This is a genomic window from Stenotrophomonas sp. YJH_SMC_48-3 (genome assembly GCF_059369375.1).
Window position 1 is genome coordinate 103,032 of the sequence record NZ_JCAFSQ010000005.1, and the last position, 21,743, is coordinate 124,774.

Sequence of the window (21,743 nt, forward strand, 5' to 3'; positions counted from 1 at the left end):
TTGGCGGGCGATGCCGCCCAGCGCAAAGGGTCGTGGCGTGTCATCGGACCGACTGCGGCACGCGTCTGAGCTTGCGGGTGTCATAACCCATGGCCGCAATCCGTGCGACCGCCTGCTCATAGTCATGCTCGGACACCTGTGGTGTGCGGGCCATGTACCAGACGTAGTCGCGCTTGCTGCGCGCCACGATGGTCTGGTGGTAGCTCTCGTCGAGCCAGGCAATCACGTACTCGGCCTGGATTGGCCAGATGAACTGCATGCCCCAGATCGCGCCATTGCCTTCCTGCTCCACACGACCGATGGGATGCATCGACTTCTGCGGCGCATCGAAGCTGCCCTTGCGGTAGGTGAAGGTGGTCTGGATGCGCCCGTCGGGACGAAGTGCGTAACTCTCCACCGCGTCGAAGGCCTCGCGTTCGGGGCGCGACGGGATATGCGCGATCACGTACCAATCGCCCATGAAGCGCGGCACATCCACGGATGGCGGGCGCGGCAGCGGGCGGGTGTCGCTGGAACTGCAGCCGGAACCGAACAGGCCGACCGCGATCAGGGGAAGCAGCGAGAACATGCGCATGTTGCACCTCAGCGGGGTCGGAACAGATAGTGGGCCACCAGCCACTGCTGGCCGTCGTCATAGCCAAACAACTCGGCACAGGCCATCCAGAACATCCGCCAGCGCTGCCACCAGACCTTCGCTGCAGCCTGGCCATAGGTTGCGATCAACACCGGCATCACCTGCTGGCGGGCCGCATCCTGGTTGGCCAGCCAGTGGTCGGCGGTGCGCTGGTAGTGGGTGCCGTCCAGCAGCCAGCGCTGGTCGAGCCGCAGGTCGCGCTGGAAATGCAGCAGGGTGTCAGCTGCCGGCATCAGCCCGCCGGTGAAGAAGTGCCGCCCCATCCAGTTGTCGCCGCCGTCTGTCTCGAACGGATACATCAATGTGCGATGGGCGAAGATGTGCACGAACAGCGCGCCGTCCGGCTTCAACCACCGAGCGATGCCCGCCAGCAGGCGCTCGTAGTTGCGCACGTGTTCGAACATCTCCACCGACACGCAGCGGTCGAAGCGTGCCGCAGGCAGCTCAAGCTGGTTGACATCGCGGGTGATCACCTCGACGTTGTGCAGCCCCCTGGCTTCACACTGCGCCATGATGTGCTGGCGTTGGCTGTGCGAATTGGAAACGGCGGTGATGCTGGCCTGCGGGTAGCGTTCGGCCATCCACAGGGTCAGTGAGCCCCAGCCGCATCCCAGTTCGAGAATCTGCTGGCCATCGGCCAGGCCTGCGCGCTGGCCGTATAGTTCCAGCATCGCGTCCTCGGCCTGGTCCAGCGTTTCGCGCCCGGTGGGGTAGTAGCAGCTGCTGTACTTCAGTCGCTTGCCCAGGCAGGCCTGGAAAAAGGCAGCTGGCACTTCATAGTGCTGTCGGTTGGCTGCGTCGGTGTGCAATGCGAGTGGGCTGTCGGCCAGCTCGGCGATGCGCCGGCTGAAGCGCGCCGACTGGCCTTCGATGCCACCCTCGCTTTCCTCATGCAGGCGTTGCGCGCACAAGCGGCGGATGCCCGCACGCAGCGCCGCATCGGGGACCAGCCCGCGTTCGGCCCAGGCGATCAGCCCGGTTTCCGCATCTTCGGCTGGGTTCAGTGACGGGATCGCGCTCATGCGGAATGCTCCTTGGAAGAACGGGGAAACCAGGGAAAGAACATCGGTGTACTGCGCTGGTAGGCGCGATAGTCGTCGCCGCGGCTGCGCAGCGCCTGTTTCTCGGTGAATGGGATGCCGCTGAGGTAGCGCAGGAACACGTACATCAGCAATGGGCCGGCCCACGCCAGCCACCACAGTGGCGAACCGACGGCGAGCAGCACATAAGTGAACCAGTGCAGCCACTCGAAGAAGTAGTTGGGGTGGCGGGAATAGCGCCAGAGCCCTTCGCGGCAGGTGCGGCCCTTGTTTGCCGGGTCGGCGCGGAACCGGGCCAGCTGCCGGTCGGCCAGTGCTTCGCCGCCGACGCTCAGCAGCCACACCAGCGCGGCGGCCACGGCCCACCACGTCATGCGGCTGCTCGGGTTGGCAGCCACTGCGACAAAGGGCAGGGCAAACAGCAGCACCAGCAATGCCTGCGCCATGAAGAAGCCAAAGATCTTGCCCTGGTGGCCCTGCCAGTGTTCGCGCAGATAGCGGTAGCGCCCGTCTTCCGGTTCGCTACGGACCCGATGCCAGAGGTGCAGGGCCAAACGGCTGCCCCAGAGGCCGCCGAGCACGCCCAGCGCGATCCGCGGCACCGTCGCGCCGTCGCCGAGCAGCGCCAGCAACAGGGCCGATGCACCGACGCCCTTGGCCCAGAGCACATCGACCACGCCGATGTTCTGGTGGCGGCGCTGCCAGGCCCAGCCCCAACTCATCATCAGCAAGGTGTACAGCAGGACCCACAGGAGATGATTCATGAAGGAACTCCAGCCAGGGGCGGCGAGCTGGCTCGTGAGCCGCGACGGGCGCAGTGGCACAGCAGTGAAAGCGCGATGCACCAGCCCGCACCCAGTACCAGCAGGCCCTGCCATGCCGGCACAGCGAACCGCACTGCATCAAAGCCACGTGCCGCGGACAGATAGGCCAGCGGTGCCAGCAGCAGGCCGAACAGCGCCGGCAGGGCACGGTGGCGCAGCAGGAAGCGCATCGAGGTCGTCAGCGTCATCGCGAACGCGGCCCACAGCGCCATGATCCACGGCGGAGGCGCCCAGGCGAGCGGGGCGGCGGCGTAACGAACGGTGCCGGTCGCAGCGGCGCTGGCATCGACCAGCCAGGCGCAGGCCAGCGCCAGCACCATCAACCGAAGGTCCAGCCGTGGTTGCGGCGACGTCAGAAGCTGGCTGCCGATGTAGAGAGAGGCTGCCAGCAACGCCGGCCACTGCCAGCCGCGCCCGGCGCCGGCCACGGCGCACAGCCAGACCAGCTGGTTGCCAAGCAGATTGGCCCAGAACCGGCGCATCTCAACTGCCTTGGCCCGATGAGGCGCCCGGGCGATGCCCCGGGCGCGCCATCAGCAGATGGGAGACCCCGATCGAGCGCTCCAGGAAGCCGCCCTCGCAATAGGCCAGGTAGAACTCCCACAGGCGGCAGAAGCGCGTATCGAAGCCCTGCGCCTGCACGTCGGGCAACCGGACGAGGAAGCGCTGGCGCCAGGCGCGCAGGGTCAGCGCGTAGGAGTGGCCGAAGTCCTGCTGGGCGATCAGCTGCAGGTCGCTGGACCGCGTTTTGGCGGCCATGATCGCGTTGATCGACGGAATGAAGCTGCCGGGGAACACGTAGCGCTTGATGTAGTCGACGCTGCGCCGGGCCTGCTCGTAGCGATGGTCCTCGATGGTGATGGCCTGCAGCAGGGCAACGCCATCAGGCTTCAACAGGCGCTGCAACGTCGCCATGTAGGTGTCCAGGTATTCGGCGCCGATGGCCTCGATCATCTCGATCGACACCAGCTTGTCGAACTGGCCCTGCAGGTCGCGGTAGTCCTGCATCAGCAGCGTGACCTGGCCTTGCAGGCCTGCGGCGCGCACGCGCTCTGCCGCCAGCGCATGCTGTTCTGCGGAGATGGTGGTGGTGGTGACGTGGCAGCCGTAGTGCTGCGCGGCGTGCAACGCAAAACCACCCCAGCCGGTGCCGATCTCCACCACGCGGTCGCCCGGTTTGAGCTTCAGCTGCTGGCAGATGCGGTCCAGCTTGCGCCGGGAGGCGGATTCCAGCGACTCGTCTTCTTTGTCGAACAGGGCTGAGGAATACATCAGGTCCGGCGACAGGAACAGGGCAAAGAAGTTGTTGCCCAGGTCATAGTGCGCGGCTATGTTGCGGCGGCTGCCCTCGCGGCTGTTGCGGCGCAGGCGGTTCCAGCCCCGCAACAGCCAGCCGCCCAGGCGGGCCGGGCCACGCTCCATGCCGTCGAGCAGGTCGCGATTGCGTACCAGCAGCCGAATCAGCGCCACCAGGTCATCGCAGTGCCATTCGCCCTGTATGTAGCTTTCACCTGCACCCACACTGCCTTGCGCTGCAACCTTGCGGTAGAACGCCGGGTCATCGATGGTGACGGTGACATGCAGTTCGCCATGCGCATCGCCCAGCCAGACTTCGCCGAGTGCATCACGCACGCACAGGCGGCCGTCGCGCATGGGGGCAAGCTGGGCCAGCAGGCGGCGGCGCAGGAATGCATCCAGGGCGCGGGGACGTGGCAAGGCGACCAGGGGAGTCATCGAATTCATCGTGGTTTCTCGGCAAGAGCAGGGTGGTCGTGCACGGGGTTGCGCTTCAGCCACAGCCGCAGCGCGTGCCAGTGGATGGCGGCCACCACCTGCGTGGTCATCAGGGGGTAGCAGGCCAGTACCCGGGCCAGCCCAGGGCCGTCCAGCACCCTTCGCTGCATGGACTGGGTGGCGTCGAACTGCCGAACGCCGTCGCGCCAGACCTGCATGTGCACGCGAAGATCATCACCAGGTGCGTTGAACCGCCAGTCGTAGCGGCAGTCCATCGGCATGAAGGGTGAGACGTGAAAGGATTTGTCGAATGTCCAGCGCAGTGATGCCCCGTCGCCGGTGGCCGCAGCTACCGGCAGCACATAGGCGTGCCGCTCCTTCCACGGGGTATTGGTGATCTCGGCGACGATGCAGTCCAAGGTGTTGCCATCGGCCCGGTAGCAGTAGTAGAAGCTGACCGGATTGAATACGTGCCCGGCGAAGCGAAGATGGGTGAGCAGGCGCACCGGGCCGGTGGGCCGATAGCCCAGGGTAGCCGCGGCATGGTCGCGCACCGCATCGGCCAGTGGTTGCGCAGGGTTGCCGAAGTAGTCACTGCGGCGGAACTCGGCCAGGTTGCGGCGATTGACCGACCACAGCCAGCGCCCGGCGAACACGGTCTCCAGCTCGTCCAGATCGAGCAGCAGCTGCGCGATCGGATAGCGGAACGCGTGGGGCTGCGGATGATGCCGTCGGTGCATCACCTGCCCGAAGTAGAGTGCGCTGGCACTCACGCTGCCACCTCGCCGGGCGCAACGCTGTCAAGGTGCGCGGTGCACTCGCGCATCGCGTCCACCACGCGGCGGGCGCTGCGGATGCCGTCTTCGTGGAAGCCCCAGCCCCAGTATGCGCCGGCGAACCAGGTGTGGCGGCGGCCCTGCAGCTCTGCCCAGCGCTGCTGGGCGCGGATAGCGACATGATCGTGCACCGGGTGGGCATAGTGCAGCCTGCGCAGCACCTTGGCCGGATCGATCGCCTCGCTGCGGTTGAGGGTCACGACCAGCGGGGTGTCACCGGGCAGGCCCTGCAGGAGGTTCATGCAATAGCTGACCGTACAGGGCGCGCCTGGATCCCTGGGCACGTGTGCATTCCATGCAGCCCATGCTTTGCGGTTGCGCGGCAGCAACGATGCATCGGTATGCAGTACTGCTTCGTTGGGCTGGTAGCGGATGGCGCCGAGTACTTCGCGTTCGACCTGATCGGCGTCATGCAGCAGGGCAAGCGCCTGGTCGCTGTGGCACGCCAGGATGACCTCGTCGAACCCCTCCACGCCGGCCGCGCTGTGCACGCGCGCGCCCCACGGCATGCGTTCGACCGAGTGAACCGGGCATTCCAGCCGCTCACGCACCCGCCAGCGGGCGCGAAGGGCATCGACATAGCGTGCCGAGCCACCGCTGACCACCCGCCAGGGTGCGCGCCCGGTCATCTGCAGCATCTGGTGGTTGGCCATGAACTGGGCCAGGTAGCGGGCCGGGAACTGCATGACCGTGGCGGTCGGTGACGACCATAGTGCCGAAGCCATCGGCAGCAGGTGCTCGTCGATGAAAGCGGTGCCGTAGCGCTGGCCGCGCAGGTACTGGCCCAGTGTCGGGCCTTCGTCTTCCGCCAGCAGCAGCGGCGCATCCCGGTAGAACCGGCGCAGGTCGGCCAGCATTCCCCAGAAACGTGGCGAAACCAGGTTGCGACGTTGGCAGAACAGGCCATCCAGCGACGTGGCGTTGTACTCGACGCCACTGCGCTCGCTGTGCATGGAGAAGCTCATGGTGGTCGGCTGCGAGGCCACACCCAGTTCTTCGAACAGTGCCGTCAGCAGTGGGTAGTGCAGGGGATTGAACACGATGAAACCGGTATCCACCGCCATGCGCGTGCCGTCCACCTGCACGTCATGGGTGTGGGTATGTCCGCCCAGGTAATCGTTGGCCTCGAACAGCGTCACTTCGTGTTCGCCGTCCAGCCACCAGGCACTGGCCAGGCCAGCGATGCCGGAGCCGATGATCGCGATGCGCATGTCAGTACCTCGCCTTGGCCAGTACCCACTCGGGGATTGGCTTGAGCCCCCTCACCAGGCCGAAGGCCGCCATTGCGCGCAGCCCGTACCAGGTCAGGTCGATCTCCCACCAGCGGAACCCCTGGCGGACCGTGCCAGGAAAGAAATGGTGGTTGTTGTGCCAGCCTTCGCCGAAGGTAAGCAGCGCCAGCCAGAGGTTGTTGCGGCTGTCGTCACGGGTCTCGAAGCGCCGCCGGCCAAAACGATGGGCCAGTGAGTTGATGGTGACGGTGGCGTGGAACAACACCACGGTGGAAATGAAGAAGCCCCACACCAGCAACTGCGGGCCAGTGGTGTGCAGCCCGGGCACCCAGCGCTCCAGGCCGGCGCCGAGTGCGTACAGCGCAGCGGCCAGCAGTACCGGTACCGCCGTATCAAAGCGGTCCAGCCAGCGCAGCTCGGGGAAGCGCGCCAGGTCAGGCACGCGCGATAGATCCGTGGCGAATGCCTCACGGGTCAGGAACCAGCCCATGTGGCTGCGCCAGAAGCCGCCTTCGCGCGGCGAGTGCGGATCCAGCGGTTGGTCGGCATGCCGATGGTGATGGCGATGGTGGGCGGCCCACCACAGCGGCCCACGTTGCACGCTGGACGCGCCGATCACCGCGAACACGAACTGCACCGTTCGCGATGCCTGGAACGTCCGGTGCGAGAAGTAGCGGTGGTAAAAGGCGGTGATCGCAAACATGCGCACTGCGTAGAGGGCTGCGGCGACGATCACTGCCGTCCACGAGATACCTACCCAGATCACCGCGATGCAGGCCAGGTGCATCAACGCGAACGGTACGGCGCGCAGCCAGTCGATGCGTCCGGGCTCGCCAGCGGCGTGGTCCGCAGCGCTGCCGGTGTCGACCCAGCGCTTCAGGGTGCGCAGCAGGCGCCAGCGTCGGCGGGGAAGGGGCGCTACAGAGGCCATGGCGGATCTCGGCGGGTGTCGTGTCTTCCTCTACGCAGCAGTGCGCGCAATGGATGCGGCCGACTGTGGAAAATTCCGGCTTCACTTGGGCATCACGCTGCAGCGTTCGACCAGCGGTTGCGCCCAGGCCTGTTGCCATTCGCTGGCGGGCCGCTCGGCCACCGGCGAGCTGAAGCGCACCGTGACCTGTGGGTAGGTGCCGCGGGTATCGCGCAGGTTGCTGGTTCCGCGGAATTCCAGCAGGCGGCGGTCGGCGCTGGCATAGACCAGCGAGAGGCGCGGCGCGATGCCGCCGTACCACGTGTCCAGACTGACCTCGATGGCCTGGGCGTCGATGCCCTGCCAGCGAACAGGGCCGGTACGCCGCACCTGCACCGGGAAGAAGCGCTGCCGCCCCGGCACCAGGAAGGGCAGGCTGATGCGTTCACCTCGCAGCAGCGCTGGCCAATGCTGGCGCACCGCGGCGTCGAAGCCCGTGTCGATCACCGCATCCGGTGCCAGCTCAAGCCGACGCTGACGCAGTTCGCTGGCGGCATCTTCTTTCCAGGCGATCGACACCGACTCGCCACTCGCGTCGACTTCAGCGGTTTGCCCACTACGGCTGTCCTGCAGCGAATAACCCCGGGCCTGCGGGCGGGCGCTGGCCGGCAGATGCTTGCGGGCGAAGGGGCGGCCATCCGGGCACTGATAGAGCACCCAGTGCTCGGCACCCTCCGATGGGCCGCGCCGCCAGTGCACTTCACGATAGAGCAGGTCGCCCTGCGCCGAGGTGGCCACGCCCTCGTTGCGCAGCCAGGGCGCCGCCAGCGCGGCATGGGGCAGGCACAGCAGCAGCCAGGCAGTGCGCATGGTGTTCATCCGGTAGGGAGGCTCAGGTCATACGGTGGCCGTGGCTGCTTGGATGCGCAGTGCCTGCTGCATCCAATGGCCACCCCTGCGCGTAGAGAGGACAGACCTTCACCTGCCCGCCGCTCACGCAGATGTACCCTGACGCCGCCAGCACCCTCCTCAACTTCGATACCGCACGCACCGTGTCCAGTTCCCAGCAGCCGAGCAGCGAGCCGACGAACTGGGCCGATGACATGGACAGTGTGGCGCGGCTGCGCGACCGCGACTGCTTCATGCGGATCTATGACTACTTCATGCCGCGGCTGTGCGTGTATCTGCGTGGCCTGGGGGCACCCGACGCCGTGGCCGAGGAAATGGCGCAGGAGTGCCTGCTGCGCCTGTGGTTGCGGGCGGCCGAGTATGATGCGGCCCAGGGCGCGCTGAGTACCTGGCTGTACCGGATCGCGCGAAACCTGCAGATCGACCGCATCCGTCGCGAGCGCAGCTGGATGCAGGTGCAGGCAGCGGTGGAAGACGCCGCGGCCGTGGACGTGATCGAGCGCAGCAGTGCCGAGCAGTTCGCCGACCAGGCGCGCCTTCGCCAGCGCATCAACGAGCTGCCCGCCGTGCAGGCGAGGCTGGTGCGGATGTCCTATTTCGAGGCGAAGAGCCACAGTGAGATTGCCCAGGCGCTGGGCATGCCGCTGGGGACGGTAAAGTCACACCTGCGACGTGCGTTCCTGCAACTGCAGGCCAAAGTGGGAGGTGCGCCGTGAATCCGCACCACCACCTGCACGAATCCACGCTGATGAGCTATGCCGCCGGCGCGCTGCCGGCGCCGTTGAGCATCGTGGCCGGTGCCCACCTCGAGCAGTGCCCCCACTGCCGCCAGCGCCTGCGCGATGCCGAGGCAATCGGCTCGGTGTTGCTGGAGCAGACCCAACCGCCCGCTGCCGACGGGCGTCGCGAGCAGTTGCGCGAGGCCATGCTGATGCAGCTGGCCTCGGAGGCGCCGAGCGCCATCGCCGGAACCAGGCGCCCTGTGCCGAGGGAGCGGCCCGAGGCCGACCCCGACAACCTTCCTGCATCACTGCACCCGTACTTCGGCGCATCGCTCAGCGAGCTGCGTTGGCGCTGGATGGCGCCCGGCGTGCATTGCATCCGTGCCGAGCAGATGCCCTCGCTGATCATGCTGAAGATTGCCCCGGGCAAGTGCCTGCCCATGCACAGCCATGGCCGCAGCGAACTGACCCAGATCCTGCGGGGTTCGTACAATGATGCGCTGGGGTTGTTCGCATCGGGTGACGTGGCAGATCTGGACGAAGACGTGGAGCATCAACCGGTGACCGCGCCCGGTGTCCCCTGCATCTGCGTGTCAGCGCTGGATGCGCCGCTGGTGTTCAGTGGCTGGCTGGCGCGGAAGATCCAGCGTTTCGTGAAACTCTAGCGGGGATGACGATGGCCGGGACGGGCGCATTACGGATTCTGTTGACCGGTGCCGCAGGCCTGGTCGGGCAAGGTGTGGCGCTGGCCTGCCACCGCTCACCACAGGTGTCCGGCCTGACAGCGCTGGTCCGCCATCCGGGAAGTCTGAGCGGCGCCGGCAGCGAACTGATCGTTCCGGACTTCCTGCGTATCCAGGACCGGTCGGATGAACTGGCCGGGTTCGATGCCTGCTTCTACTGTGCCGGGGCGCCACCGGTTGGCACGGCAGAGGCCGAGTACCGACGCGTGACCCTGGACACCACTCTGGCGGTGGCCCTTGCCTGGGCGGCTGCGAATCCCGAAGGGTGCTTTCTGTATGTATCCGGTGCCGGCGCGGACCCTCGGAGCCGGCTGATGCCGTTGAGGATCAAGGGCGAGACCGAAGTCGCATTGCAGAGCCTGCCGGTGCGCACCGTGATGCTGCGCCCGGGCGGTGTCAGGCCGGTCCCGGGCACCGGCACCCGTCATGCCCTGTTGAAGCCCCTTTACTGGGGCGGTGCGCCATTGATGAAACTGGCCGGTGCGGTTGCACCTTCGTTGGTGACGAGCAACCTGGCACTGGGCCTGGCGATGATTGCCTTGGCCGCCAGGGAGCATCCACCGGCGACGGTGGAGTGCGCGGACATCAACCGGATCGCGGCCGGCGGGCGCGATCCGGCGTCCTGACCTCAGTGTGGCGCTGCCTCCAGCGCGGTGCGCACGGCCGTCGCCAGATCACTTCGGGTGAACGGCTTTGGCAGCAGCGCAACGGCCCGCCCTTGGCTGCCCACCTGGTCGTGGTCACGGGGATAGCCCGACGTGAAGAGCACGGCGACCTCCGGCCAGCGTTCACGGACTTCCCGCACCAGCTCCCAGCCCGACATGCCGGGCATCACCACGTCCGAGAACAGCAGGTCCACCCTGGTATCCGGGCGTTCCAGCAGCCGCAGTGCGGAAGGGCCGTCGTGGGCTTCCAATACCCGGTAGCCCAGCAGCCGCAGTGCATCCACCGTGTGGGCGCGGACATCGTCGTTGTCCTCGGTCACCAGGATGGTTTCCTCGCGCGGCGAATAGCCTGCCAGGCCGGTCTGCGGAGTGCGCGCCTCGCTGGGCAACGGCAGCAGTGAACGCGGGAACATCATGGTGATGCTGGTGCCGCCGCCTTCCACCGAATCGATCAGCACGTGGCCGCCTGACTGCTTGACGAACCCGTGCACCATCGACAGGCCCAGGCCGGTGCCACGGCCAACCTGCTTGGTGGTGAAGAAGGGTTCGAAGACCCGGGCGAGCGTCGCCGCATCCATGCCGTGGCCGTTGTCGCGCACCCGCAGCATCACGTACTCGCCCGGCGTTGCATCCGGGAACAGCGCGGCATAGTCGTGGTCCAGATGGCTGTTGTCGACTTCAATCACCAGCCGCCCGCCATGCGGCATCGCATCGCGGGCGTTGACCGCCAGGTTCAGTACGGAGGCCTCCAGTTGGCTGATGTCGATCTCCACGCACCAGATGTCCTCCGCGCTGCGGATCTCCAGCTGCACCAGTTCACCCAGTGCACGCTGCAGCATGTCGTGCATGTCCAGCAGGCGGACATTGAGGTCAGCGGCCTGGCTGCGCAGCGGCTGGCGGCGGGCAAACGCCAGCAGGCGCTGGGTCAGGCTGGCGGCACGGCCCACCCCCTTCAGCGCATTGTCCAGCGCACGGCCCACCAGCGCACCGGCCTCGCCAGCCCTTTCACTGAGCAGCATGGCGTGCTCGACATTGCCGGAAATGACGGTCAGGATGTTGTTGAAATCATGCGCGATGCCGCCGGTGAGCTGACCGACCGCCTCGATCTTCTGTGACTGGCGCAGCGCGTGCTCGGCCTGCAGGCGTGCGGTGGTTTCGACGGCCTCGGAGACAACGGCGGTGACCGCCCCTTCGGCGTCGAGCAGCGGACGGAACGAGAAGTCGAAGCTGCGGCGGCCGGTCGGGAGCTCCAGCTCCAGCGCATGCAGTGAACTGCTGCCCTGCGCTGCGTCTCCGACGGCGCGGTCGATCGCTGCGCCCATGCCCTCGGTGGTGGCGAACCAGACCGATTCGGCGAAGTGCTGGCCAACAATGTCCTTCTTGTCTGCAAGTACAGCGGCCAAGGAAGCGTCATTGGCATCGACCACGCATCCGCGCAGATCCAGCAGCACCTGATGCTGGAAGCTGGACTCGAAGATCGCCTGCAGGCGGCGCTTGCTGGCGCGCAGCTCGGCCGTGCGCGCCTGCACCTGCTGCTCGAGCAGCTGGTTGTCCTCACGCAGGGCCAGCTCGGCCTGCTTCAGCAGCGAGATGTCGCTGCCCAGGCAGATGTAGCCGGCCACGCTGCCATCGGCGGCATGCTCCGGCACGCATTCCATCTGTACGAAACGCGACTCGCCACTGCGATGGACGAGCTCGACCTGGAAGCTCGTGCGTTCGCCCTGCAGTACCCGTTCAAGGCTGGGCAAGGCGTGTTCGAAAGCGGAGATGCCGCTGACATCGCGCGCGGTCCGGCCCAGCAGCTCGGCCAGGCTGACTCCATGCCAGTCCAGGAACGCCCTGTTGGCGAACCGGTAGCGATGCGCGTTGTCGAGCTGGGCGATCAGCGCGGGTACGGCATCGGTGACCTGCTGCAGCTGCGCCTGGCTCTCGTTCAGCGCCGCCTGGGCATGCATCAGCTGGGCGCGTTCATGGGCTTCCTGGCGAGCGCGGCGGATCGCATCCGGCAGGCGTTGCAGGCGCTGCTTGACGACGTAATCGCGCGCGCCACGGGTCAGCGCCTGTACGGCCAGCTCTTCCGTCAGTGTGCCGGAGACGAAGATGAAAGGGGTCTGTGGAATCCGCTCGCGCGCCAGCGCGAGGGCCGCATCGCCATCGAATCCGGGCAGCACATGGTCGGCCAGGATCACGTCGAACGCACGGTTGTCGATGGCCTCGATGAACGCATTGCGCGTCCACAGGCGCTCGACCTCGAACTCCAGGCCGGCACGCCGCAGCTGTGCGGTGATCAGCTCCGCATCAAGCGCGCTGTCCTCCAGCATGAGGATGCGCAGGCGCTCGCTGCGGCGCGATCCATCACGCATTGTGCTGCCCCGAGCCGCTGGGCCGGTGCGGTGGTGGCTGGTTGGTGATGCCCCAGAACATGCCCAGTCCTTGGATGGCGTCAAAGAACTCCTTGAAGTCGACCGGCTTGACCACGAATGCGTTGACGCCCAGTTCGTAACTGCGCACCAGATCCTGCTCCTCGCGCGAAGAGGTCAGCATCACAACCGGGGTGCTGCTCAGGTACGGGTCGCCACGGACCTGCTCCAGTACCTCCAAGCCATTGACTTTGGGCAGCTTCAGGTCCAGCAGCACGACCACCGGGCCGCCGTGCATGGCACCGGCGAACTTGCCTTCGCAGCGCAGGTAATCCAGCGCTTCGGCGCCGTCGCGTACATGGATGACATCGTTCAACAGCTGGCAGCGCTCAAGCGCGGCCATCGTCAGCTCTGCATCCTTGGGGCTGTCCTCTACCAGGAGGATCGGCCGCAGGTCCCTCATGGGTGTTCTCCTGTGGAGCGGGGTAGGGTGAAGTGAATGGTCGCGCCCTTGCCGGGCTCGCCCTCGGCCCAGGTGCGGCCGCCATGGCGGCCGATGATGCGGCGGACATTGGCCAGGCCGATGCCGGTGCCTTCGAACTCTTCGACGTGGTGCAGGCGCTGGAACACGCCGAACAGCTTGTCCACGTAGCGCATGTCGAAGCCGCAGCCGTTGTCGCGCACGAAGAAGTGGTCTTCCTCGTCGTTTCGCTCGTGACCAACCTCGATCACTGCATGTTCGCGCTCGCGGGTGAACTTGATCGCGTTGGCCAGCAGGTTCTGCCAGACCAGGCGCAGCATCGTCGGATCGGCTTCAACCTCCGGCAGCGGTGCCAGCGTCCACTGCACGTCGCGGCCGGTGTAGTCCAGGGCCAGGCTCCGGCGCACATCCTCGGCCAGCGCGGTCATGTCCAGCCGCACACGCCCCAGCGTGGAGCGTCCCATCTGCGAGAAGCTGAGCAGGTCATCCACCAGCGTGCCGGCGGACTTGGCCGATTCCACGATCGTGTCCAGGAAGCGGCGCTCGGTATCGTTCAGGCGTTCGCCCGCCGAGCTGCCCAGCAGCTCGGAATAGCCGACAATGTGGCGGAAGGGAGCGCGCAGGTCGTGGCTGACCGAATACGAGAAGGCTTCCAGTTCCTTGTTACTGCGGAGCAGCTGCTCGTTCAGTTCGGCCATTTCCTCGGCCTTGCGCAACACGATATCGACGATGGCCGTGCGCATTTCGTGTGCCGCTTCGCAGTCAGCGTCGCTCCACGGCAGGCTGCGCTGCTGCACGGTCTCCTTCCAGGCCTCGAACGAGTTGCGCGGGGACAGCGCAACGCCCGGTGCGGCTTCCTTGCGGGGATCGCCACCCCAGCGCACGGTACGCACCACTTCCGGCCGGAACCACATCAAATAACTGTCATGCAACTGCGAAATGGACACCGCCAGCAGGCCGCTGGCCACATCGGCCAGGTGCGCGGCAGGCGACCAGTCGGCTGCCAGGTGATCGGTGCAGTAGGTTTCCTGACCGGCCTGCTGCGCGGCCAACCAGTTCGCCAGGGCCAGCACGTCGCTGGCGGAAGGGCACTGGCCAACACGCAGGCAATCGCCTTTGTGAACGATCGCCGCGCCGGCCGCGCCGGTCAGCGACAGAAGGCTGGCCTCGTCCTGGCGCAGGGCCGCCATGAAGTCCTCGTCGCCGGCCATGCGACCCAGCAGCTTGACCAGTATCGAGCGCCGCGCGACGCGCTCTTCGATCGCACGCGCCCGCTCCTTCAACGCGATCTGCAGCGACAGGATCTGGCCCATGAGCTCGCAGGCGGTACGCACGTGGTAGGGCAGGCGCCGTGGCTGCACGGTGTGGCAAGACACCAGCCCCCACAAGCGGCCTTCATGCACCAGCGATACCGACATCGATGCGCCGGTCCCCATGTTGCGCATGTACTGCAGGTGGACCGGCGAGACGCTGCGCAGCACGGCCAGGCTCAGGTCGGTGGCTGGTGCGTCGCGATGGTCGTCGGCCCGCATCAACGGCGCGGGGGTGTAGTTGTTGTCCGCGATCAGGCGCACCCGGTTGCGGCGGTAGAGTTCGCGGGCCTGCGCAGGAATGTCCGATTCGGGGAAGCGCAGGTCAAGGTAGGACGGCAACAGGCCGTTGCCATCCTCGGCCACCACGATGCCATTCCAGCCGGCATCGAACTGATAGACCAGGGTGCGGTCAAAGCCGGTCAGCCGGCGCATGTGCGCGGCAGCCAGCTGGCAGAGGTCTTCCACGGTGCCGGCCGACTCGATCCCGGCCATCAGCTCGCGGATGGCCGGATACAGTTCTTCCAGCGAGCCGGGCTGGCCGGGAACCGGCGCTTCCAGCTCGACCAGCAGATCGGTGGCGGAGCGGTGCACCAGCAGTTGATGGCGGCCATGGCCATCCAGATGCACGGCACCGACATGCGCGCTGCTGCCGACCGTCGCCTGCTGGAACAACGCCTGGAACGGCGCCAGCGCACCGCCAAGCACCTTGCTGACATGCTGCGCCAACGGCTCGCCGAACTGCTGCAGCAGCCCCGGATGGCTGATGGCGCGCTCGAGCACCTGCAGGGACTGCGGCTCAACGACCAGAAGCACACCGTACGGCTGGATCGCGCCGGGGGTATGGATCGGTTCGCGCGCGCAGCTGGACGAGGCGGTGTCGTGCGCGGATTCAGCAGAAGGCATCAAGGGCAGGGCTCATGGTTCGTGGATGGCTGGATAGCCCAGTGATACATCCGTATCCATCAATGGTGAAGCAAAATCGTGCATCCGCCTACCAGTGTGTGCGTGTGAAGCGTGTTTCTGTCCAAGCTGAATTCTTCATGTAAAGACCAGGTCGAACACTTGCAGTTTTCGCGAAGAGTACATCTGCGCTGCACATCAGCTCGACAGGTCATTGCCTAGGGTGGGTCCACTTCCCTGAGCGACCGCCCCGTGAATCTGCAGACCGTGCCCTTGCCCCCGTATCGCATGCTGCCTGACAGCTGCCAGTTCGAACTGCTGGATGTGGATGCGCTGCAGGACCCTGCCAGTGGCCGGTTGCTGCATCTGTACTCGCTGGTGGCCCGTTGCCTGTCCTGCGAGACGATCTTCAAGGCAGAGGAAGGGCAGGGCCTGGTCAGCCATACTGCGGCGCGGGTGGTGCGATGCCCCACCGGCTGCGGACAGCAGGCCTTCAAGCCGGCCCTGCTGCGGAGCTGGCACCGGCAGGCCGCGGCCCAGGCGTGACCGGCAGAGGTCACAGCAGCCCGGGATTGGCTCGCCATACCGCGAAGTTGAGCGCTGAAGCGAACGAGATCCAGGCCAGATAGGGAAGCAGCAGTGCCGCCGCAATCGGACGGACGCGCGCAAACGCGACGGTTGTTGCGCATACCAGCGCAATCAGTACAAGAATGTCGGCGAAGGCCAAGGCGCCCAGCTTCCAGCCGAAGAACAGCCAGCTCCACAGCGCATTGACGGCAAGCTGCACCAGGTAGAGCATCAGCGCCGGTCGTGCTCCACGCCAGCCGCGTTCGCGCCAGACCAGCCAGGCGGCAATGGACATCATGGCGTAGAGCAAGGTCCACACCGGACCGAAGACACTGGCCGGTGGTGCCCACGGGGGAAGGGCCAGGGTGGTGTAGAAGCTTGCCGCGGATGCCGACGCCCACGCCCCCAGAGTGGCCGCGATGAAGGTGATCGCCATCCATCCCAGAAGCCCGAAAACCTGTGAACTCCGCTTCATAGCAGCTCCATGATGCGCTTGATTCCGTCTACGCACTGAGGCCGCAAATGGATGCAGGCCGCCAGCCTTCAGTCCGATGAACCTGCGGCGCCCGTTCCCTGGCTCGCTGGCAGCAGGGAAGGCCGCTGATCAAACCACTCGCGTGCCTTGGCCAGGTGCCACTGGCGCTGGTCACCGTCCAGCTCGATGCCCGCACCCAGCAGCCCCCAGCGCAGATACAGGTCCCCGCGCTTGCGCTGGTCGAGCAGATCCAGCCGCGCGCGTACCGACAGGCGATCGTTCTCGGCCTGCAGTCCATCGATGACCAGATGGCCTGGGCGCCAGCGCAGCGTTGCCTGTGCCTGTACCTGTCCGGAATCCAGCAGCGACAAGGTCCAGCGCGGGTAGTCGGTGCGCTCTGCGAACAGTGCAAGCAACGGACGGGCGTCGCTGAGATCCAGATCCGTGGTGGCATCGACCTGGAAGGGCGACTGCGCATCGATGCGGCCACGCTTGAAGGCCACGCGGCCCTTCCATGCACTTGGGCGCTCTGTACCGGCCACCTGCACATTGCGCAGCTCCACGGTGGTGCCGGACAGATCGAAATGACGTTCATTGAAGTCACCGCGGCGCAGGGTCGCGTTCACGCCGATATCGCCGCCCATTTCCAGTCCCGCCACCTTGGCACTGGCGTTGCGCGCAAACAGCCGGGCCGTGCCATGACCGACGCGTCCATCGGTGTCGAGCGTGGCATCGCCGCTCAGGCTGCCGGTGCCTTGAAGCAGCCGCACCTGCGGCGAGCCGAGGTAGCGGTTGTAGGCCGTCAGATCAGGGATGGTGGCTTCACTGAAGCGCAGCTGCGCGCGTACCCCTTTGCGCAACTCCTGCAGGCGGCCATCGCCGGCCAGGTCCAGGGCCAGGTCACGGCCGTCGAACAGGCGCACGCCCTTGGCATCGGTTGGCTGCGCAGTGAATCGTGGCAGTCGGACAGCCAGCTGTGCCTGGCTGGGGCTGCCGGCCTTCAATACGCCATGGGCACTGGCCGTGCCCGCCAAGCGGACGCCGGCGACCTCGGCCACGGCCGCGGCCGCCGGGATGTCCACGGTGCTGCCTTCGATCAGTTCGCCGTTGCGCAGGCGCAGATCGGCTTTCAGCGTGCCGCCTCCGTCCAGCTGCAGCCACGGCTTGCGGACGAACAGGGCAGGGATCCAGTTGAGCGAAGTGAACGTCCATTCGCCGCGCACTGTGCCCGAACTGCGGTCCAGCAGCTGTGCGGGCTGCTGGAAGGGGATGTCGCGGCCACTGACGTGCAGATCGGCATCCACTTCGCTGCCTGAGCCGGGTTTGGGCGGCAGGCGGGCCTGCAGGCGCAGGTCGTTGGCCACATTGAGCTGCAGGGCCAGCACGCCGCGGTCGGGGGCGCCGTCACCCAGGTAGAGCGGCACCTGCCAGATTGCGCGGTCCCCGGGCTGCAGCTGGCCGTCGATCAGGTGCAGCGCCAGTTGCAGGCGTCCGGGTATGGGCGCGCTGGAGATCTTCGGCGTTGTGGCATCCGTGTCCATGCGCAGGCCCTGGCTGCGGGCGTCGACCTCGAGCTGGGCATGCAGCAGCTTCAGCTTGGCCAGACCAGGCGCCTGGTCCCGATAGTGGCGCGGATAGCTGAAGCGTGCGCTGAGATCCATGTCGCCCAACAGCTGCACGCCGTCAAAACTGGTGTCCGCATCGCTGAACGCCACCTCGGATTCGAAGAGCTCCGACGGCCCGCCGCGCAGCTGCTTGAGGAAGCCCACCGTACCCCGGCCCTTGCCAATGATCAGCAACTTGCCAAAGCGTGCGCTGCGGATGCTGTCGCTGTGGATGGCGTCGAAACGGAGCGTCCAGCCGCGGTCGCTGCGCGGTGGTGGCGGGATGGCTTCTTCGACGCGGCTGATCTCGGCGGAAACCCCCGTCGCCTGCAAGCGCGGAACCCGTACCTCGCGCTGGAACAGGGGCAGTATCGCCAACCGGGCGCTGGCGCGCTCGGCATGCAGCACGTAGACCGTGTGGTTCACGTGGCCGCGCATGTGCACGTTCCAGGCGATGACATGGCCGGGCAGCAGCGTGATGGCCGGGCCGGTGGTCATCACGAACTTGTGCGGCTTGCGGTTGGTGACCTGATCGAACAGTGGCGTATTGAGGAAGATGTTGCCGGCCAGCAGGTACAGCAGGTAGATGCCCAGCAGGACGTAGGCGGGAACGCGCCACCGTCGAAGCCGGTGCGGGATGTGCACGGAAACAGGAGGCATCTACTGCTCTGAGGGCCGGAATTTCCACAACTATTGCGTAGCCGACGGCGGTGGCGCGTGAAGCGGCTACGGGGCGGAAGCTTGATTCTGGTAGTGTCCGGCCTGGTCACCACCACAGATCTGCAGGAGACGCATGGAGATCCGGCCCGCCCGTGCAGGCGATTTCGGCGCGATGTGGGGCATGTTCAAGACGGCCATTGCGGCGCAGGATGCGCTGCCTTTTGCCTCCTCTTTTGAGGTCGAAACCTTTCGCGCGCATTGGTTCCTGTCGCAGACACCTTATGTGGCCGTTCTGCAGGGCCGAGTGGTGGGCATGTACAAGATGGGCCCGAACTTCCCTGATCTGGGGGCGCATGTGGCCAGCGCCACGTATGTGGTGGATGCGCCGGCACAAGGGCAAGGTGTGGGCCGGGCCCTGGTGGAACACAGCCTGGAGCGGGCGAGGGCGGAAGGGTTCCTGGCCATGCAGTTCAATTACGTGGTCAGTACCAATGGCCCGGCCGTGGCGTTGTATCGGAAGCTGGGGTTTGCGGTAGTGGGGACGCTGCCACAGGCGTTTCGGCACCGGGAATTGGGGCTGGTGGACGTCTTTGTGATGCACCGGTTCCTGTGATGCGATGCGTTGGTCGCACGTGGCCGGCGATATCCAGCCGAGGCTGGCTGCACAGTTCCTGAGGATGTCCCTCATCCTCAGCGCATCGACGCGGGCCCGCGCCTAGATGGCATGGAGCTCGCCGGCATGGAACGAGCCGAATAGCGTGACGCGTCACGGCCAGTGAGCGGCTACGGCTGGGGTGCCAGAACGCGCTCCTGAGGCCTCGGTCGTTGGTGCCGAATCGGCGAAAGCGCTCTTGCCAGGCTGGCGTGCAGCCACGGCAAGATCAGCGGCAAAACTACGCCCGCAAAGCCGTCTTTACCGGCCACTGTCAGATCCGCAAGATCCTTTGCCATTCCTGCAGAGGTTGAGGGAAGCCCAAAGGGCGGTTGGCAGTGATCGTGTTGCACGCTCGGAGTTTGAAGAATTTCATCTTGTTGATTTGTAAGGACGGGGTCCTCGGAATGCACCAAGATGGCGCACGGATCACTGTGGGCAAGTTGGACATTGAACAATCCTAGGTTGTGACTTTGGTGCATTGCCAATGCAGTGCTCTCAAGTTGGGGCAATGCCAATGGAGGGTCAGGTAACTCCTCAGTCGGAATGGCTCTAGCCTTGTTGCGCGCTATGCAAGTGACATAGCCAGTTCTGGGTTGTCTCCCCAGTTCAAGATCGCAATTGGTGTGGGCGACCGGTAGCGCTCGGGGATCCTGTGCCATTCACGTTCAAGCAGTGCCATGTGAGGGCCCCTCCAGAGCAGCTGCTGATGGTGCGGTAGAAGGTTCGTCGGCTTGTCATCGATGATGGCTGGCGCTGCGGCCAGGGAGGCTCGGGCTAGCGGCCATTGTTTCGGCCAGAACCGACATGAGCCGAGGGGCGGTGCGCGGAACGGAACTCGCGCATGACCTGCTTGCGGTGCCATACTCCAGTCAGCTCAGTCATGGAAAGGCGTGGTGCTTATGAAGGCAAGGACTCTCCCCGTGATGCTCTTCGTGCTAACAGCGGCAGCCGCCTGCGGAAAGGCAGGCCCATCACAGGAACTGGCGGCGATCAGCCCCGTTTCGCTGCAGTCCCTGACGATTGATAGCGGGGATGCGCATGGCTCAGTGCGCACACGACCCTTCACCGTGCAGGACAATCTGACCGTCGATGTCGTGCTGAATACGGTGCCGCCAGAGAACGCCGGCCAACTCCAGGCGCGTTTCATCAACCTGGCCACAGGCCAGGTTGCGTCCTCTGCATCCGAGACTGCCACCACCAAGCAAGCTAGATTGACACTTGCGCCAACGAACGCGCGGGAGTGGGAGCCGGGTCGGTATCTGCTCGAAGTCAGTGTCGGCGACACTTTGCTGACCACGCGTGATATTGATATCAACGAGCCGGCGCCTGCCCACTAATTCTCGGTGGACAGGGCGCGCAGGAAGGCGGTCAGTTGCGCCTGCTCAGTAACCGTCAGGTTCACGGCGCGGCCTCGCCCCAAGCTGCGGTAGTAGATTTCACGCTCTACCGCCTTGTCGAGGGTCGCCACGCTCCCGTCATGCATGTACGGCGCTGTGCGTGCGACGTTACGCAGACTGGGAGTGCGGAACGCACCCAGATCAGGCGGTCTCCGAGTCACTGCAAAGCGACCAAGCTCCGCAATCTCCCGCTCGGAGAGCACAAGTTCACCCAAGGGCTGCCCCGTGCGCGTGGACTGTTCAAGCCGCCCCAGCAATGCAGTTACGTCCCCGGCGATCTGCTCAAACCCAACGCCGGCGTGATGGAACCTCTGGTCAGTCAACGCGGCCGGATCTCCAGCAAGCAGGTGGCATTCCGTACAGGCTGCCTTGCCAGCAAACAGTGCAAGACCAGCGCGCTCATCCATGCTTAGAAGTGAAGGTTCACCGATGCTGCGGTCGTAGCGTGTCGGTTGCCGTGGCAAAGATCGTAAGTACTGCGTAAGGCCCTCAGCGATGTCTGATTGATTCAGAGGGCGACCCTGCGCAAAACGCGCGTAGCGCTCCTGGGTGTTGATCTGTTTAAGCAGCGCAGCTTCGTCAGGCAATCCCATCTCCCTGGGATTAGTGAATGCTTGCAGCGCCACCACCTTGAGTTCGCTTTCCCGGCCGTCCCAGAACAACGTGGAGTAGGCAGTTGCATCAGAGAGGTCTGGGGCGTTTCGTGTGCCAGGCACGCCACGGACGCCGATTGAGACACCCTGGCCATCTGTGAATGACTTCGAGGGAACGTGGCAGTTCGCACAGCTGATGGTTCCATCGGCACTCAGACTTTGATCGAAGAACAGCTCCCGCCCCAAGGCGATTGAGGTCGCGTCCCCGTTGGTGTCGGAGCTCGGCGGGGAGAGGCCGCATCCCGTAAGTCCGCTCATGGCGAAAAACATGACGGATGTCACAAGAATGGTCTGAAGTATTCCACTCAACGCCATGCGCTCCATCGCCCTGGATGTCGTTACTTGACACGCCCTTGGAAATTATGCAACTACTATTGAAGCTGTGGAACTGCCAATGGAAGGCATGCCGGGCCACGCAAGCGGGCTCAC

The 21,743-nt window shown here is 65.7% G+C and carries 21 protein-coding genes; 6 read left to right on the forward strand and 15 right to left on the reverse strand.

Annotation, left to right across the window (positions count from 1 at the left end):
* Window positions 1–40 precede the first annotated feature (40 nt).
* The 9 genes from AC5P65_RS09735 to AC5P65_RS09775 all read right to left on the reverse strand — a co-directional run bounded on the left by AC5P65_RS09735 (window position 41) and on the right by AC5P65_RS09775 (window position 8,080).
* Window positions 41–574 (reverse strand): lipocalin family protein, encoded by a 534-nt coding sequence (locus AC5P65_RS09735; RefSeq protein ID WP_111098311.1) that lies wholly within the window; start codon window positions 572–574, stop codon window positions 41–43.
* An 8-nt stretch (window positions 575–582) separates the two neighbouring features.
* Window positions 583–1,656 (reverse strand): SAM-dependent methyltransferase, encoded by a 1,074-nt coding sequence (locus AC5P65_RS09740; RefSeq protein WP_021201796.1) that lies wholly within the window; start codon window positions 1,654–1,656, stop codon window positions 583–585.
* The gene (locus AC5P65_RS09745; protein ID WP_021201797.1) at window positions 1,653–2,438 is read right to left on the reverse strand and encodes a DUF1295 domain-containing protein; all 786 of its coding nucleotides are present in this window, start codon (window positions 2,436–2,438) and stop codon (window positions 1,653–1,655) included. The genes AC5P65_RS09740 and AC5P65_RS09745 overlap by 4 nt, the downstream gene beginning before the upstream one ends.
* Entirely contained in the window at window positions 2,435–2,980 is a 546-nt protein-coding gene (locus AC5P65_RS09750; protein WP_019659667.1) for a DUF2878 domain-containing protein, read from the reverse strand. Before AC5P65_RS09750 ends, AC5P65_RS09745 begins: the two co-directional genes overlap by 4 nt.
* 1 nt (window position 2,981) lies before the next feature.
* Window positions 2,982–4,241 carry an SAM-dependent methyltransferase gene (locus tag AC5P65_RS09755; RefSeq protein ID WP_111098310.1) on the reverse strand — a complete coding sequence of 420 codons (1,260 nt, stop codon included), beginning with the start codon at window positions 4,239–4,241 and terminating at the stop codon, window positions 2,982–2,984.
* Window positions 4,238–5,005: a DUF1365 domain-containing protein gene (locus AC5P65_RS09760; protein WP_010485792.1), complete on the reverse strand. Its 768-nt coding sequence runs from the start codon at window positions 5,003–5,005 to the stop codon at window positions 4,238–4,240. The genes AC5P65_RS09755 and AC5P65_RS09760 overlap by 4 nt, the downstream gene beginning before the upstream one ends.
* Window positions 5,002–6,279, reverse strand: a complete 1,278-nt coding sequence (locus AC5P65_RS09765) for an NAD(P)/FAD-dependent oxidoreductase (protein ID WP_494541101.1) — start codon at window positions 6,277–6,279, stop codon at window positions 5,002–5,004. Before AC5P65_RS09765 ends, AC5P65_RS09760 begins: the two co-directional genes overlap by 4 nt.
* A 1-nt stretch (window position 6,280) precedes the next feature.
* Window positions 6,281–7,231 carry an acyl-CoA desaturase gene (locus AC5P65_RS09770; RefSeq protein ID WP_206621446.1) on the reverse strand — a complete coding sequence of 317 codons (951 nt, stop codon included), beginning with the start codon at window positions 7,229–7,231 and terminating at the stop codon, window positions 6,281–6,283.
* Between the two features lie 81 nt (window positions 7,232–7,312).
* On the reverse strand, window positions 7,313–8,080 hold the full coding sequence (locus AC5P65_RS09775) for a hypothetical protein (protein WP_329866386.1): 768 nt from the start codon (window positions 8,078–8,080) through the stop codon (window positions 7,313–7,315).
* Between the two features lie 131 nt (window positions 8,081–8,211).
* Between AC5P65_RS09775 and AC5P65_RS09780 the strand changes: the two genes are divergently transcribed.
* Genes AC5P65_RS09780 through AC5P65_RS09790 form a run of 3 tightly spaced genes read left to right on the forward strand, consistent with a single transcriptional unit; the run spans window position 8,212 to window position 10,210 of the window.
* The gene (locus AC5P65_RS09780) at window positions 8,212–8,835 is read left to right on the forward strand and encodes a sigma-70 family RNA polymerase sigma factor (RefSeq protein ID WP_021201802.1); all 624 of its coding nucleotides are present in this window, start codon (window positions 8,212–8,214) and stop codon (window positions 8,833–8,835) included.
* Window positions 8,832–9,506: a ChrR family anti-sigma-E factor gene (locus tag AC5P65_RS09785; protein ID WP_021201803.1), complete on the forward strand. Its 675-nt coding sequence runs from the start codon at window positions 8,832–8,834 to the stop codon at window positions 9,504–9,506. The genes AC5P65_RS09780 and AC5P65_RS09785 overlap by 4 nt, the downstream gene beginning before the upstream one ends.
* An 11-nt stretch (window positions 9,507–9,517) precedes the next feature.
* A complete protein-coding gene (locus AC5P65_RS09790; RefSeq protein WP_495215574.1) occupies window positions 9,518–10,210 on the forward strand; it encodes a Rossmann-fold NAD(P)-binding domain-containing protein in 693 nt (230 codons plus the stop codon).
* Window positions 10,211–10,212: 2 nt separating this feature from the next.
* Here the strand turns inward: AC5P65_RS09790 and AC5P65_RS09795 are convergent, their stop codons facing one another.
* The 3 genes from AC5P65_RS09795 to AC5P65_RS09805 are packed head-to-tail and all read right to left on the reverse strand — an operon-like array spanning window position 10,213 to window position 15,306.
* A complete protein-coding gene (locus AC5P65_RS09795; RefSeq protein ID WP_495215549.1) occupies window positions 10,213–12,612 on the reverse strand; it encodes a response regulator in 2,400 nt (799 codons plus the stop codon).
* Window positions 12,605–13,072, reverse strand: a complete 468-nt coding sequence (locus AC5P65_RS09800) for a response regulator (RefSeq protein ID WP_019659676.1) — start codon at window positions 13,070–13,072, stop codon at window positions 12,605–12,607. Before AC5P65_RS09800 ends, AC5P65_RS09795 begins: the two co-directional genes overlap by 8 nt.
* Window positions 13,069–15,306, reverse strand: a complete 2,238-nt coding sequence (locus AC5P65_RS09805) for an ATP-binding protein (protein WP_019659677.1) — start codon at window positions 15,304–15,306, stop codon at window positions 13,069–13,071. The genes AC5P65_RS09800 and AC5P65_RS09805 overlap by 4 nt, the downstream gene beginning before the upstream one ends.
* 249 nt (window positions 15,307–15,555) lie before the next feature.
* On the opposite strand from AC5P65_RS09805, the gene AC5P65_RS09810 reads away from it, so the two are divergent.
* Window positions 15,556–15,849: a hypothetical protein gene (locus AC5P65_RS09810; protein WP_031269080.1), complete on the forward strand. Its 294-nt coding sequence runs from the start codon at window positions 15,556–15,558 to the stop codon at window positions 15,847–15,849.
* Between the two features lie 10 nt (window positions 15,850–15,859).
* On the opposite strand, the gene AC5P65_RS09815 is transcribed toward AC5P65_RS09810, so the two are convergent.
* Both AC5P65_RS09815 and AC5P65_RS09820 read right to left on the reverse strand, forming a co-directional pair.
* Complete coding sequence (locus AC5P65_RS09815) at window positions 15,860–16,345, reverse strand: TspO/MBR family protein (RefSeq protein WP_031269081.1); 486 nt, start codon at window positions 16,343–16,345, stop codon at window positions 15,860–15,862.
* 68 nt (window positions 16,346–16,413) lie between these two features.
* On the reverse strand, window positions 16,414–18,609 hold the full coding sequence (locus tag AC5P65_RS09820) for a hypothetical protein (RefSeq protein WP_206621448.1): 2,196 nt from the start codon (window positions 18,607–18,609) through the stop codon (window positions 16,414–16,416).
* 133 nt (window positions 18,610–18,742) lie between these two features.
* Between AC5P65_RS09820 and AC5P65_RS09825 the strand changes: the two genes are divergently transcribed.
* Both AC5P65_RS09825 and AC5P65_RS09830 read left to right on the forward strand, forming a co-directional pair.
* Window positions 18,743–19,222, forward strand: coding sequence for a GNAT family N-acetyltransferase (locus AC5P65_RS09825; protein ID WP_180832630.1), 480 nt, complete (start codon window positions 18,743–18,745; stop codon window positions 19,220–19,222).
* A 962-nt stretch (window positions 19,223–20,184) separates the two neighbouring features.
* Window positions 20,185–20,601, forward strand: a complete 417-nt coding sequence (locus AC5P65_RS09830; RefSeq protein WP_146146946.1) for a hypothetical protein — start codon at window positions 20,185–20,187, stop codon at window positions 20,599–20,601.
* On the opposite strand, the gene AC5P65_RS09835 is transcribed toward AC5P65_RS09830, so the two are convergent.
* On the reverse strand, window positions 20,598–21,629 hold the full coding sequence (locus tag AC5P65_RS09835) for a cytochrome-c peroxidase (protein WP_180832631.1): 1,032 nt from the start codon (window positions 21,627–21,629) through the stop codon (window positions 20,598–20,600). The two genes, AC5P65_RS09830 and AC5P65_RS09835, sit on opposite strands and share 4 nt — an antisense overlap.
* Between the last annotated feature and the right edge of the window lie 114 nt (window positions 21,630–21,743).

Excerpts from the sequence above, each read along its gene's own strand:
- AC5P65_RS09735 (WP_111098311.1), bottom strand. The coding sequence starts at position 574 with ATGCGCATGTTCTCGCTGCTTCCCCTGATCGCGGTCGGCCTGTTCGGT.
- AC5P65_RS09740 (WP_021201796.1), bottom strand. The coding sequence starts at position 1,656 with ATGAGCGCGATCCCGTCACTGAACCCAGCCGAAGATGCGGAAACCGGG.
- AC5P65_RS09745 (WP_021201797.1), bottom strand. The coding sequence starts at position 2,438 with ATGAATCATCTCCTGTGGGTCCTGCTGTACACCTTGCTGATGATGAGT.
- AC5P65_RS09750 (WP_019659667.1), bottom strand. The coding sequence starts at position 2,980 with ATGCGCCGGTTCTGGGCCAATCTGCTTGGCAACCAGCTGGTCTGGCTG.
- AC5P65_RS09755 (WP_111098310.1), bottom strand. The coding sequence starts at position 4,241 with ATGAATTCGATGACTCCCCTGGTCGCCTTGCCACGTCCCCGCGCCCTG.
- AC5P65_RS09765 (WP_494541101.1), bottom strand. The coding sequence starts at position 6,279 with ATGCGCATCGCGATCATCGGCTCCGGCATCGCTGGCCTGGCCAGTGCC.
- AC5P65_RS09770 (WP_206621446.1), bottom strand. The coding sequence starts at position 7,231 with ATGGCCTCTGTAGCGCCCCTTCCCCGCCGACGCTGGCGCCTGCTGCGC.
- AC5P65_RS09775 (WP_329866386.1), bottom strand. The coding sequence starts at position 8,080 with ATGCGCACTGCCTGGCTGCTGCTGTGCCTGCCCCATGCCGCGCTGGCG.
- AC5P65_RS09780 (WP_021201802.1), top strand. The coding sequence starts at position 8,212 with ATGTACCCTGACGCCGCCAGCACCCTCCTCAACTTCGATACCGCACGC.
- AC5P65_RS09790 (WP_495215574.1), top strand. The coding sequence starts at position 9,518 with ATGGCCGGGACGGGCGCATTACGGATTCTGTTGACCGGTGCCGCAGGC.
- AC5P65_RS09795 (WP_495215549.1), bottom strand. The coding sequence starts at position 12,612 with ATGCGTGATGGATCGCGCCGCAGCGAGCGCCTGCGCATCCTCATGCTG.
- AC5P65_RS09800 (WP_019659676.1), bottom strand. The coding sequence starts at position 13,072 with ATGAGGGACCTGCGGCCGATCCTCCTGGTAGAGGACAGCCCCAAGGAT.
- AC5P65_RS09805 (WP_019659677.1), bottom strand. The coding sequence starts at position 15,306 with ATGCCTTCTGCTGAATCCGCGCACGACACCGCCTCGTCCAGCTGCGCG.
- AC5P65_RS09815 (WP_031269081.1), bottom strand. The coding sequence starts at position 16,345 with ATGAAGCGGAGTTCACAGGTTTTCGGGCTTCTGGGATGGATGGCGATC.
- AC5P65_RS09820 (WP_206621448.1), bottom strand. The coding sequence starts at position 18,609 with ATGCCTCCTGTTTCCGTGCACATCCCGCACCGGCTTCGACGGTGGCGC.
- AC5P65_RS09825 (WP_180832630.1), top strand. The coding sequence starts at position 18,743 with ATGGAGATCCGGCCCGCCCGTGCAGGCGATTTCGGCGCGATGTGGGGC.
- AC5P65_RS09835 (WP_180832631.1), bottom strand. The coding sequence starts at position 21,629 with ATGGCGTTGAGTGGAATACTTCAGACCATTCTTGTGACATCCGTCATG.